The organism is Acidovorax sp. Leaf160, from assembly GCF_001424265.1.
Classification (GTDB): domain Bacteria; phylum Pseudomonadota; class Gammaproteobacteria; order Burkholderiales; family Burkholderiaceae_C; genus Paracidovorax.
Genome location: NZ_LMOV01000012.1, coordinates 99,707 through 111,818, shown reverse-complemented (window position 1 = coordinate 111,818; position 12,112 = coordinate 99,707). Strand labels below are relative to the sequence as shown.

Below are 12,112 nucleotides of genomic sequence, written 5' to 3'. Positions count from 1 at the left end.
GCCGCCAGCCCCCGGGGTGCGCCGTCAAAGCACGGCGTCGAACAGCTCCAGCTGCGGCGGGCCGAGGTAGATCTCGCGCCGGGTGCCCGCGCCGGCATGGGCGGCGCGGAAAGCGTCCGAGCGCGTCCAGTCTTCGAAGGCGGCGCGCGACTCCCACACCGTGTGCGAGGCGAACAGCGTGTGTTCCTCGGTCGACGCGCCCCGCAGCAGCTGGAACTGCTTGAAGCCCGGCACCTGGGCCAGGTGGCTGTCGCGCTGCCGCCAGATCTCGATGAATTCGGCTTCGTGTCCGGGCGCGATGCGAAAGCGGTTCATGGCAATGAACATGGGCATGGTTCCTGTGCAGGATGAAGGACGGGAGAGGGATTCTGGAATGGAAGGCGGTGCAGTGGAAGGCGGCGGTCAACCCGCTGTGGCCGCGCGCGGCACGGCCCCGCCGGTCGCCACGCGCTTGCGCACGTCGGTGAGCACGGCTTTCAGGCGCCGCGCGTTGTCCGGGCCCATGCGCAGCAGCATCTTCTGGCCGCTGGAGAGCGCCTGCAGCTTCGGATCGGCGAATTCGTAGCGCACCCAGGGCCGTGTCGAGGGCACGTCGCCCTGCACGCGGGTCAGCTGCACCAGCAGCGGGCCGCGCGGCTCGGGCGCGGCGATCAGGTGGTCCAGCACGGCCACCAGCCGGTCGTTGAAATACTTGCCGGGATAGCCCAGCTCTTCGTAGGCCGACTGGAACAGCGGATACAGCTGCGCATACAGCTTGACCGCCCCGTCCTTGGGCACCGACTCGGCGAAGGCGACGAAGGCGCTGTAGCGCGCGGCATTCGCCGGGGCGATGGCCTGGGTCTGGGCATCGGCCGGGCCTTCGACCAGGAAGCGGTCGGGCGCCGGCTGCACGGGCCAGAGGCGCGAGGCCGCCTGCGGGCGCGCCAAGTTGTCCACCGTGGCGACCACGCGGCGCACGAAGCCGTCGACCTGCAGGAACGACGCCACCTTCTGGCGGCCCAGCAGGTCGCCCAGCGACTTGGCGACCAGCGCGTCGGATTCCGCCAGCGGGGGCAGGTCGCCCGCCGGCGCCGCCAGCGCATCGATGCGGTTCTGCGGACCGGAGGCCGCAAGGGCCGGGGCGGATGCCGGCGCCGCCGCAGGCGCGGCTGCGGCGGTTTCCGGCTGCGGCGCAGCGGCGACGGGTGGCGCCACGGGCGCATGCGCCGGCCGCCACCAGAACCACCATCCCGCCCCCGCGGCGACGGCAACAGCCAGCACCGCCGGCACTGCCCAGGACCCGGAAGCGGGCCGGGGACGTGAGCGGTAGGGGTCGGTGGGTTCGCGTTCAGGCATGGCTCGGTCCTTTCATGGTCGGCGGTATCGAAGCGAAGGTCGCAGCAGCAGCAGCAGCAGCAGCAGCAGTGCGACACCCGAAGCGGCCCGGCGTTCCCTCGGCAACGCACAACCGGGCAGGATGCTATTAATTACATAGCATACTACCCAGATACATCAAGCGCCAGAGGCCGAAAACCTCATCACTTGGAGGCCAAGCCCTGCAGCCAGGCCATGGCGTCCTGCACCTCGTCCGGGCGCAGCTCGTGCATGCTCTGGTATTCCCGGTAGGTCAGGGCCAGCGGCAGGCCGCCTGCATGGTCGCGAATGGCATGTGCGCTCGACAGCGCGATGACGTTGTCCTGCACCCCGTGGCTGACCCACAGCTGCTTGCCGGTCAGCTCGGCTGCGGGAGCCGACTGCGGCAGGGCCTGTGGCAGCAGACGGCTGTGCAGCACCAGGGCGCCGTGCAGCGCGGCGGGACGGGTCAGCAGCAGTGTCAGGGCCATGATGCCGCCCTGGCTGAAGCCGCCCGCCACCACGCGGTCGGCCGGCACGCCCAGCTGGCGCGCGGCCGATTCCACCGTCTGCGCCACCAGTGCGCGGCTCGCGATCTCCTGCGGCTCGTTGATGGAGCGGCGGCCATCGGGCTCCACCGTGAATTCGAACCAGGCATTCGCATTCGGCCCCATGCGATAGGGCGCGCGCAGACTCAGCACATGGAACGGCGCGGGCACGAAGCGCGCCAGGCCGAACAGGTCGTCCTCGTTGCTGCCCACGCCGTGCATCAGCACCAGCAGCCAGGGCTGCGGGGTCGAGGCGGCGGGCGGGCGATGCAGATGGGAAAGCGGCAGGTCCAGATTCGGCATGGTGCAGGTCGAACGATCAGTCAAAAGAAAGAGGTGGGTCGTGCCCGCCCCCATTCAAGCACCGTTCGGGTGCCGGTTTGCAACCTGGTATTGCAAACCCCTGCCGCGGCCGGGGCGCTGCGGGTTCAGCCGCCGTCGCGCACCCGGCCGCGCAGCGCCTTCACCCCGGAGCGCTGGGTCTTGGACTCCAGCCGACGCATGCGGGACGAATAGGTCGGCTTGGTGGCGCGGCGGGCCTTGGGAACCACGGCCGCGGCATCCACCACTTCCTGCAGCCGCCGCAGGGCATCCAGGCGATTGGCTTCCTGGGTGCGGAACTGCTGCGCCTTCAGCACGAGGACGCCCTCCTGCGTCAGCCGGCTGTCGCGCAGGGCCAGCAGCCGCTCCTTCACTTCACTCGGCAGCGACGACGCCGCGATGTCGAAGCGCAGGTGCACGGCACTGGAGACCTTGTTCACGTTCTGCCCGCCCGCACCCTGCGCACGCACGGCGGTCCACTCCACCTCGCGCTCGTCGATCTGTACCAGGGGTTGGCGTTCCATGGCGGCTCAGTCCGGTGCGCCGGCCTGCAGCGCGGCCCGCAGCGCGGTCAGGAAGGCATCAGGCCGCTCGAACTGCACCCAGTGGCCGGCGCCCTCGATCAGCGCCAGCCCGCGGAAGTCGGGCGCGGCGGCGGCATAGGCGCCTTCCAGCGCCGTGATCCATTGCTTGTAGAGCGCGTCCCGCGCGCCGTAGATGGCGTGCACCGGGCAGGTCACGCGCGGCAGCGACCGGGCCAGCAGGTCGGTGTGGGCCAGCCGGCGGCGCGGCATGCGGTCGCGCATGACATTGGCGACGTGCAGTTCGAGCGCCAGTCCGTCGATCAGCCCCGGGTCGTCCAGCATCAGCGCGGCCAGGTTGTAGCGGTGCACGTCGGCCTGCTCCTGCGCCGGCAGATGGCGCCAGGCCTTGAGCTCGAACTGCCGGCGCGGCACCACGCCCATGGCCGGCGCCCCCACCAGCACCAGCTGGCGGGCCAGCGCCGGGTGTCCGGCCAGCAGCAGGCCGGCCGTCATCCCGCCGAAGGAAAAGCCCACCAGATCGACCGCCTGGGTGCCGAACAGCGCCAGCATGCCGCTCGCAAGCGGCGGGACGATGGCATCGGCATCGAAACCGCCGCCGGGCAGCGCCGAGTCGCCAAACCCCGGCAGGTCGGGGATCCACACGCTGCGCCCGGCCCCGGCCAGGGCTTCGATGTTGCGCACCCAGTGCGTCCAGCTGCCGCTGCCGCCATGCAGCAGCACGAGCGGGGCCGGCGCGGGCTGCCCCGGGCCATCGCTGCCCCAGCAGTGCCACACCATCTCGCCGGCTCCACAGGGTGTGACATGCCGCCGCGCCTGCGCCTGCAGGCGGGCGACCTCGGGGTGTACCAGGGCGGCGGGTCCGGTCACAGGCCGGCCAGGGCGTCGATGGCGAGCGGGTAGCCCTGCACGCCCAGGCCGCACATGACCGCCTTGGCCACGGGCGACAGGTACGAGTGGTGCCGGAAGGCCTCGCGCGCATGCACGTTGCTGATGTGCAGCTCGATCAGCGTCACGCCGGTGCCCTTCACGGCATCGGCCAGCGCCACGCTGGTGTGGGTGTAGGCGCCGGCATTGAACACCAGCCCCGCCAGGTCGCCCGCGGCATGCAGGCGGCCGGCTTCATGGATCCAGTCCACCAGCGCGCCTTCATGGTTGCTCTGGCGGAATTGCAGCTGAAAGCCGTGACGCGCGCAGGCGGCAGCGCAGAGCTGCTCGACATCGGCCAGCGTCTGCGCGCCGTAGACGGAGGGCTCGCGCGTTCCGAGCAGGTTCAGGTTGGGGCCATTGAGGACGAAGACGGTTTTCATGCGAACAACAAGGGTTGGCGAGGTGAACGGGAACCCCGATTATGAAGCTGCCCCTGCGGGCGGCATGCGGGGCCGCGCTGCAGCCCCAGCGCAGGCGGGCCGACAACCGCCCAAGAAAAAAGCGGCCTGCGGGCCGCCTTTGAGGGAATGCAGAGTGGCTGCAGGGCGCACTCAGCGCCAGTCGCGCGGCCCTGGGCCGTGCCCGTGCCGGTGTCCCGGTCCGCGATCGCCCCGGTAGCCTTCTCGGTAGTAGTAGCCGCCGTAGGCAGGCGGGCTGACCACCACGGGCGGTGCGTAATAGACCGGGCGCGGCGGCTGGTAGTAGACCGGCGGAGGCGGCGTATAGACGACCGGCGGGGGTGCGTAGTAGATCGGCCGGGGTGGCGCGTAGTAGACGGGTGGCGGGCTGTAGTAGCTGTTGGAGCCACCGACCACCACGCCCGGCACGCCCACGCCGATGGACCAGTGCACGTCGCTGCGGGCATGCGCGGCTCCGGCGCCAGCCAGCAAGGCCAACCCCACGCCGGCGGATGCGGCCAGGGCGCGGAAAGTGAGGCGTCGAGTCATGGAAATCTCCTTTTTCGTAGGTGGTGGCGCCGCCAGCTGGCACGCCGCTCAAAGACCTGGAACCCACCTACAACGCGCCAGGTAGCGAAAAGGATGGCACAAAGCCTCCGCAATGTTGTTTCCGGACGTAGCCTGCCCCGGGTCATGCGGCAGGCGCCTCGGGGCAAAAGCAGGGTAGCGCCGCCTAAAATGCGGCGATGAGCTCCCCCTCCTCCCCAGATACCTCGTCAGATAACGTCCGGCCCAGCAATTTCCTGCGGCAGATCATCGAAGCCGACCTGTCCCAGGGCACGCATGCCCAGGCACGCTGGGGCGGCAGCCCAGGCGACGCCGCCCACCATGCCGCCGGCCGGCCCGACCCGGCGAAGATCCGCACCCGCTTTCCGCCCGAACCCAACGGCTACCTGCATGTCGGCCATGCCAAGAGCATCTGCCTGAACTTCGGGCTCGCGGCCGACTACGGCGGCGTCTGCCACCTGCGCTTCGACGACACCAACCCGGAAAAGGAAGACCAGGAGTATGTCGATGCCATCATCGACGCGGTCCACTGGCTGGGGTTCGACTGGCAGGCCAACGGCACCGAGCACCTCTACTACGCCAGCAACTACTTCGACTTCATGTACCGCGCGGCGGAGCACCTGATCGAAACCGGCCACGCCTACGTCGATGAGCAGACGCCCGAAGCGATGCGCGCCAACCGCGGCGACTTCGGCAAGCCGGGCGTGGACAGCCCCTTCCGCACGCGCACGCCGGCCGAGAACCTGGCCCGCTTCCGCGAGATGAAGGCCGGGCAGCTGCCCGACGGCGCGGCCGTGCTGCGGGCGAAGATCGACATGGCTTCGCCCAACATCAACCTGCGCGACCCTGCCATCTACCGTATCAAGCACGCGGAACACCACAACACCGGCAACCAATGGTGCATCTACCCGATGTACACCTTCGCGCACCCGATCGAGGACGCGCTGGAGCACATCACCCACAGCATCTGCACGCTGGAATTCGAAGACCAGCGCCCGTTCTACGACTGGCTGATGGACCGGCTGGTGCAAGGCGGCCTGATCGCCGCGCCGCAGCCGCGCCAGTACGAGTTCGCCCGCCTGAACCTGACCTATGTGGTCACCAGCAAGCGCAAGCTCAAGCACCTGGTGGACAGCGCCACCGTGGCCGGCTGGGACGACCCGCGGATGCCCACCATCGTCGGCCTGCGGCGGCGCGGCTACACCCCCGAGTCGATCCGCCTCTTCTGCGAACGCATCGGCGTGACCAAGGACTATTCCTGGATCGACTACAGCACCCTCGAAGGCTGCCTGCGGGAAGACCTGGAGAACAAGGCCCATCGCGGCATGGCCGTGCTCGACCCGGTCAAGCTGGTGCTGACCAACTGGGACGAGGTGATGGGCGCCGGCCACCTGGAGGCCTGCAGCCTGCCCGCCCTGCCCCACCCGCCCGAGGGCGTGGAAGCGCCGGTGCGCCACTTCACGCTGGGCCGCGAGGTGTGGATCGAGCGGGAAGACTTCGAGGAGACGCCGCCCAAGGGCTACAAGCGCCTCTTCCCCGGCAACAAGGTGCGCCTGAAGGGCGGCTACGTGATCGAATGCACCGGCTGCGACAAGGACGCCGAGGGCCGCGTGACCCAGGTGCTGGCCACGGTGGTGCCGGACACCAAGAGCGGCACGCCTGGCGCGGACACGGTCAAGGTGAAGGCCGCCATCACCTGGGTGGGCGTGGCCGATGGCGTGCCCGCCGAGGTGCGCCTCTATGACCGCCTGTTCACCGACGCCCAGCCGGACGCGGGTGGCAAGGACTTCCTGGCGCTGCTCAACCCGGACAGCCTCAAGGTGGTGACGGCCTATGTCGAGCCCTCGCTGGCGCAGGCCCAGCCTGACCAGAAATTCCAGTTCGAGCGCTTCGGCTACTTCGTGGCGGACCGCAGCGACCACGCGCCGAGCAAGCCGGTGTTCAACCGGGTGACGGGGCTGAAAGACAGCTGGGGCAAGTAACGCCTGCCCATGGGGGCGCCCGGCCGGCTGGCCGGCGCCCTTCCCTCCCCCAGGGCTTTTGCTATTATTTTTATAGCTAAAGCCCTTTGTTTTTCAAGCGCTCACCGCGTTTTGACCCCACATTCATCCCGTTTTCATCATGCAATTCTCCGAACGTCTGAAGCAACTGCCGGCTGCTGTCCATATCGCCTCCATCGCGTTGACCGATGCGGCAGGCCAAGTGGTGGCCACGCTGGAAAACAAGCCCGGCCAGGCTGGCTCGGTGGCCGTCTATCACGCCCTAGCCACGCTGTACGGCGGCGTCGTCACCCCGGCAGCCGCGCGACTGGGCCTGGAGTGGTATGCCGAGCACACGGCCGACGCGCAGGCCCACCCCGGCAAGCACCCCAACATCGACCGCCTGCTGGCCTGGGCCGAAGGCACTGCGGCGTACGGGGTGACGGAAGTCCCACAGCCCGGCGCCTGAAACCGGCCAGCCCGCCGACGGCCCGAACGAATACCGTGCGCCGCAGCCCACCGGCAGGCGGGCGGGCATCCGACGGCACCATGGCGGGCCGGTGGGGAGAATGTCATGCGCCGGCAGCCATGTACCGGTCCGTGCGGGCAGGCCCCGGACGCGTGAACGGAGCCCACCCTTGACAACGCCCCACCGCATCTCCTGGCGCCGCGCCGCGCTCTCCATCGCTGGCGCCGCCGCGCTGGCTGCCTGGCTCAGCGGTTGCTCCGCCGTCGGCACGCTGAATGCGCTGACGCCCCGCAGCAGCCACACCCTGCAAGCCGACGTAGCCTACGGCAGCCTGCCGCGCCAGCAGCTGGACGTGTACCGCCCGCTCGGCGCGGCGCCTGCCGCCGGCTGGCCGGTGGTGGTGTTCTTCTATGGCGGGTCTTGGAACAGCGGCGAACGCGGCGATTACCGCTTCCTGGGCGAGGCCCTGTCCGCGCGCGGCGTGTTGGCCCTGGTGGCCGATTACCGGCTCTACCCCGAGGTCCGCTACCCGGACTTCATCGAGGACAGCGCGAAGGCGGTGGCTTTCGGCCTGGACCACGCTGCGCAGTGGGGTGGCGATCCGAAGCGGGTGTTCGTGATGGGACACAGCGCCGGCGGATACAACGCGGCCATGGTCGCGCTCGATCCGCGCTGGCTGGACATGAATCGCCATGCGCCAAAGGATCTCGCAGGCTGGATCGGCCTGGCCGGCCCCTACGACTTCTTTCCGACCGACAACCCGGATGCGCAGCCGGTGTTCTTCCATCCGAACTATCCGCCCCGGGCCCAGCCCATCGCGTTCGCAGACCAACCAGCACGCCCCACGTTCCTGGGAGCGCCGACCCAGGACCGCCTCGTCAGCCCGGAGCGCAGCACGCGGCAACTGGCCGCCCGACTGGAGGCTGCGGGTACGCCGGTCACCTTGAGGATGTATTCAGGCGCCAGCCACACCACACTGATCGGCGCATTTGCCTGGCCGCTGCGCTGGATCGCGCCGGTGCTGGACGATGTGGTGGCCTTCATCCAGAGCACGCCGCCCGCAGCGCGCTAGCCGGGGCCCGGTGGCATCGACGGCCCACGGATCGCCCCGATTGCCCTGACTTCGACTCAGGCCATGGCGGCGACGCTGCAAGGCGCGGTGCCTCGCCGTTTTGATCAGAGCTGGGATTCGAGCAGGCCAGCCACTTTCTCCGCCAGCTTTTCCTTCCACGGGCGATTCAGCCATTCGTCGTACGTGACACGGTGGGAGCGCGCCACGTCCTGCTCGAAGACCACCGACTGGCGGCGCGCGAAGGCCTCGTCATAGACGTTGAGGTTGGCCTCGTCGTTCAGCCGGAAGGAGCGGTTGTCGAAGTTGGTGGAACCGACCGACACCATGCGCTGGTCGACGATCATCACCTTGCAGTGGTACATGGTGGGCCCGAACTCGTAGATCTCGGCGCCCGCCTGCAACAGCTGGCCCCAGGTGCCGCGCGAGGCTGCCTTCACCGTTTCGGTGTCGATGTGCTCGCCCGGCGTGACGATGCGCAGCCGCACGCCGCGCTGCAGCGCATCCATTAAAAGCTTCAGCGTCAGCTCGTCCGGCACGAAGTAGGCAGCCGACAGGTCGATGCTCTGGTCGGCCGCCGTGACGGCCATGTGGTACATGAGCTGCATGCTCTCGCTGCCGCTGGAGGGCGAGCTGGAGAACATCTGCGCACGGTGCGGACCCACGGGCGCGAGCGCGGGGAAGTAGGCGTCGCCATGCAGCACCTCGCCCGTGACCTTGAGCCAGTTGTCGAGAAAGGTGGCCTGCATGTGCGCCACGGCCGGGCCGCGCACCTGGTAATGGGTGTCGCGCCAGTGCTCGGGCCCCTGCGCGTTGCCGGTCCACTCCGGCGCAATGCCGACACCGCCGGTGAAGCCGATGTTGCCGTCGGCAATGAGCAGCTTGCGGTGCGTGCGGTTGTTCAAGCGGGCCAGGTTGTACCAATGCGGTTCGTGGAACTTCTCGATCTGCACGCCCGCCTTCTTCATCTCGTCGAGATAGCTCTCCTCCATCTTGGCGCTGCCCACCCAGTCCAGCAGCACATGGACCTTCACGCCCGCGCGCGCGCGTTCGCTCAATGCGTCGGCGAATTGCTTGCCGATGTCGCCGGACCAGTAGATATAGGTTTCGAAGGTCACGGTGCGCTGGGCCGCGCGGATCGCGCTCAGCATCGCGGGGAAGATCTGGTCGCCGTTCTGCAGGTCGATCACTTCGTTGCCGCCGACGACACCCGGCCCGAGCAGGTTGCCCATCGCCCGGTCGAACTGCGGGCTGGCGCTGCCGTAGAGGCGGGGCAGCTGCTGCTGCACCTTCTTCTCTCCCGCAGTGAAATTCAGCGCCAGCAGCACGAGCGCCACGGTCACGACACAGGTGAGGAGCACGATGCCCAGGGTGCTGCGGGTCTTTTTCATGGCGGGGATTGTCAGCGGCCCCATGCACACGGGCTGTAGGTGGACAGCGGGACACAGTGGGCATCCGGGCCCGGCCCCTCAAGCCCCCGGACGCGCAGGCCCACATGCGCCGGGCGCAGGCAACAAAAAACCCGCCGAAGCGGGTTTCTCGAAGAGTGGGGCGCGAGCGCCGCGGGCGGTCGGCGGCCGGGCGGGCAGGCCAGCCACCGCGCCGGAACGTCAGGCAGCCACCTGGGCGAGCAGCTCGTTCAGCGTCTTGCTGGGGCGCATCACGGTTTCCAGTTTGGCAGCGTCCGGCTGGTAGTAGCCACCGATGTCCACCGGCTTGCCCTGCACCTGGTTCAGCTCTTCGACGATGGTCTTCTCGTTGTCTGCCAACGCCTTGGCCAGCGGCGCGAACTTGGCTTGCAGCGCGGTGTCTTCCGTCTGCGCGGCCAGTTCCTGGGCCCAGTACAGCGCCAGGTAGAACTGGCTGCCGCGGTTGTCGAGCTGGCCGGTCTTGGGGCTGGGGTTCTTGTTGTTGTCGAGCAGCTTGCCGGTGGCCAGGTCCAAGGTCTTGGCCAGCACCTTGGCCTGGGCGTTGTTCTCCTTCAGACCCAGGTCTTCCAGGCTCACCGCCAGCGCCAGGAATTCGCCCAGCGAATCCCAGCGCAGGTGGTTCTCTTCGACCAGTTGCTGCACGTGCTTGGGCGCCGAGCCGCCGGCACCCGTTTCGTACATGCCGCCACCGGCCATCAGCGGCACGATGGAGAGCATCTTGGCGCTGGTGCCCAGTTCCATGATCGGGAACAGGTCGGTGAGGTAGTCGCGCAGGATGTTGCCGGTGACCGAGATGGTGTCCAGGCCGCGGATCACGCGCTCCAGCGTATAGCGCATGGCGCGCACCTGGCTCATGATCTGGATGTCCAGGCCCGTCGTGTCGTGGTCCTTCAGGTACTTCTTGACCTTCTTGATCACTTCGTTCTCGTGTGGACGATAGGGGTCGAGCCAGAACACGGCCGGCATGCCGGAATTGCGCGCGCGCGTGACGGCCAGCTTCACCCAGTCCTGGATCGGCGCATCCTTGACCTGGCACATGCGCCAGATGTCGCCCTCTTCCACCGTCTGGCTCAGCAGCACCTCGCCGGTGGCCAGATCCACGATGTTCGCCTGGCCGCCTTCGGGCACTTCGAACGTCTTGTCGTGCGAGCCGTATTCCTCGGCTTGCTGGGCCATCAGGCCCACGTTGGGCACCGTGCCCATGGTCTTGGGATCGAAGGCGCCATGCCACTTGCAGAAGTTGATGATCTCCTGGTAGATGCGGGCGAAGGTCGATTCGGGCATGACGGCCTTCACGTCCTTCAGGCGGCCATCGGCGCCCCACATCTTGCCGCTGTTGCGGATCATGGCGGGCATGGACGCATCGACGATCACGTCGTTGGGCGAATGGAAGTTGGTGATGCCCTTGGCGGAATCCACCATGGCCAGCTCGGGCCGGTGCTCGTGGCAGGCGTGCAGGTCGCGCTTGATCTCTTCCTGCTTGGCGCTCGGCAGCGTGGCGATCTTGTCGTACAGGTTCACCATGCCGTTGTTGACGTTCACGCCCAGCTCTTCGAACAGCTTGGCGTGCTTCTCGAACGCGTCCTTGTAGAAGATGCGCACGCAGTGGCCGAACACGATGGGGTGCGACACCTTCATCATCGTCGCCTTGACGTGCAGCGAGAACATCACGCCCGTCTTGTGCGCGTCCTCGATCTCCTTTTCGTAGAAGGCCAGCAGCGCCTTCTTGCTCATGAACATGCTGTCGATGATTTCGCCGTCCTTCAGCGAAACCTTTGGCTTCAGGACGATGGTCTTGCCGCTGTCCGTGGTCAGCTCCATCTTGACGTCGCGGGCCTTGTCCAGCGTCATCGACTTTTCGCCGTGATAGAAGTCGCCGTGGTGCATGTGCGAGACGTGCGAGCGCGACGCCTGGCTCCACTCGCCCATCGAGTGCGGGTTCTTGCGGGCGTATTCCTTCACCGCCTTGGGCGCGCGGCGGTCGGAGTTGCCTTCGCGCAGCACGGGGTTGACCGCGCTGCCGATGCAGCGGGCGTAGCGGGCGCGCACGGCCTTTTCTTCGTCCGTCTTCGGGTCTTCGGGAAAGTCGGGAATGGCATAGCCCTTGCCCTGCAGCTCCTTGATGCAGGCCATGAGCTGCGATACCGAGGCGCTGATGTTCGGCAGCTTGATGATGTTGGCGTCAGCTTCCAGGGTCTTCTTGCCCAGCTCGCTCAGGGTGTTGGGCACCTTCTGGTCGTCCTTGAGGTACTCCGGAAACTCGCCCAGAACCCGCGCAGCCACGGAGATGTCGCTTTCGACCACGTCGATGCCCGCAGGCGCCGTGAAGGTCCGCACGATCGGCAGGAACGACGCGGTCGCCAGGCGCGGCGCTTCGTCGGTCAGCGTATAGATGATGGTGGGCTTTTCGCTACTCATGGAATCTCCTCTAAGGGGGCCTGCAGCCCCGGGGTGCACTACACAGAAAGGGATGCGCCGGGACGGACCCGGCGAAGGAAGACAGCGCGTGCGATCGGCAGCGACCCAG

At 68.0% G+C, this 12,112-nt stretch carries 12 protein-coding genes; 3 read left to right on the top strand and 9 right to left on the bottom strand.

Features of this window, described 5'->3' with window-relative positions; all coding sequences use genetic code 11:
* Nucleotides 1-24: 24 nt before the first annotated feature.
* The 7 genes from ASF94_RS07130 to ASF94_RS07100 form a co-directional block, all read right to left on the bottom strand.
* Nucleotides 25-327 (bottom strand): antibiotic biosynthesis monooxygenase, encoded by a 303-nt coding sequence (locus ASF94_RS07130; RefSeq protein WP_200933034.1) that lies wholly within the window; start codon nucleotides 325-327, stop codon nucleotides 25-27.
* A 75-nt stretch (nucleotides 328-402) separates the two neighbouring features.
* Nucleotides 403-1,335 carry a DUF3014 domain-containing protein gene (locus tag ASF94_RS07125; protein ID WP_056663638.1) on the bottom strand — a complete coding sequence of 311 codons (933 nt, stop codon included), beginning with the start codon at nucleotides 1,333-1,335 and terminating at the stop codon, nucleotides 403-405.
* Nucleotides 1,336-1,517: 182 nt separating this feature from the next.
* On the bottom strand, nucleotides 1,518-2,183 hold the full coding sequence (locus ASF94_RS07120; RefSeq protein WP_056663635.1) for an alpha/beta hydrolase: 666 nt from the start codon (nucleotides 2,181-2,183) through the stop codon (nucleotides 1,518-1,520).
* Nucleotides 2,184-2,308: 125 nt separating this feature from the next.
* On the bottom strand, nucleotides 2,309-2,725 hold the full coding sequence (gene arfB, locus ASF94_RS07115) for an alternative ribosome rescue aminoacyl-tRNA hydrolase ArfB (protein ID WP_056663632.1): 417 nt from the start codon (nucleotides 2,723-2,725) through the stop codon (nucleotides 2,309-2,311).
* A 6-nt stretch (nucleotides 2,726-2,731) separates the two neighbouring features.
* Entirely contained in the window at nucleotides 2,732-3,613 is an 882-nt protein-coding gene (locus tag ASF94_RS07110; RefSeq protein ID WP_056663630.1) for an alpha/beta fold hydrolase, read from the bottom strand.
* Nucleotides 3,610-4,053 carry a type II 3-dehydroquinate dehydratase gene (gene aroQ / locus ASF94_RS07105; RefSeq protein WP_056663628.1) on the bottom strand — a complete coding sequence of 148 codons (444 nt, stop codon included), beginning with the start codon at nucleotides 4,051-4,053 and terminating at the stop codon, nucleotides 3,610-3,612. The genes ASF94_RS07110 and aroQ overlap by 4 nt, the downstream gene beginning before the upstream one ends.
* A 171-nt stretch (nucleotides 4,054-4,224) precedes the next feature.
* Complete coding sequence (locus tag ASF94_RS07100) at nucleotides 4,225-4,620, bottom strand: hypothetical protein (protein WP_056663625.1); 396 nt, start codon at nucleotides 4,618-4,620, stop codon at nucleotides 4,225-4,227.
* 197 nt (nucleotides 4,621-4,817) lie between these two features.
* Here ASF94_RS07100 and ASF94_RS07095 point away from each other — a divergent pair, with 197 nt between their 5' ends.
* From ASF94_RS07095 to ASF94_RS07085, 3 genes are all read left to right on the top strand, one after another.
* Nucleotides 4,818-6,620, top strand: coding sequence for a glutamine--tRNA ligase/YqeY domain fusion protein (locus tag ASF94_RS07095; protein ID WP_056663622.1), 1,803 nt, complete (start codon nucleotides 4,818-4,820; stop codon nucleotides 6,618-6,620).
* 139 nt (nucleotides 6,621-6,759) lie between these two features.
* Nucleotides 6,760-7,086, top strand: a complete 327-nt coding sequence (locus tag ASF94_RS07090) for a DUF2322 family protein (protein ID WP_056663620.1) — start codon at nucleotides 6,760-6,762, stop codon at nucleotides 7,084-7,086.
* Nucleotides 7,087-7,255: 169 nt separating this feature from the next.
* On the top strand, nucleotides 7,256-8,158 hold the full coding sequence (locus tag ASF94_RS07085; protein WP_235505293.1) for an alpha/beta hydrolase: 903 nt from the start codon (nucleotides 7,256-7,258) through the stop codon (nucleotides 8,156-8,158).
* 104 nt (nucleotides 8,159-8,262) lie between these two features.
* Here the strand turns inward: ASF94_RS07085 and ASF94_RS07080 are convergent, their stop codons facing one another.
* Nucleotides 8,263-9,546 (bottom strand): phosphatidylserine/phosphatidylglycerophosphate/cardiolipin synthase family protein, encoded by a 1,284-nt coding sequence (locus tag ASF94_RS07080; protein ID WP_056663618.1) that lies wholly within the window; start codon nucleotides 9,544-9,546, stop codon nucleotides 8,263-8,265.
* A gap of 219 nt (nucleotides 9,547-9,765) precedes the next feature.
* On the bottom strand, nucleotides 9,766-12,003 hold the full coding sequence (locus tag ASF94_RS07075) for an NADP-dependent isocitrate dehydrogenase (RefSeq protein ID WP_056663616.1): 2,238 nt from the start codon (nucleotides 12,001-12,003) through the stop codon (nucleotides 9,766-9,768).
* Nucleotides 12,004-12,112: the final 109 nt, after the last annotated feature.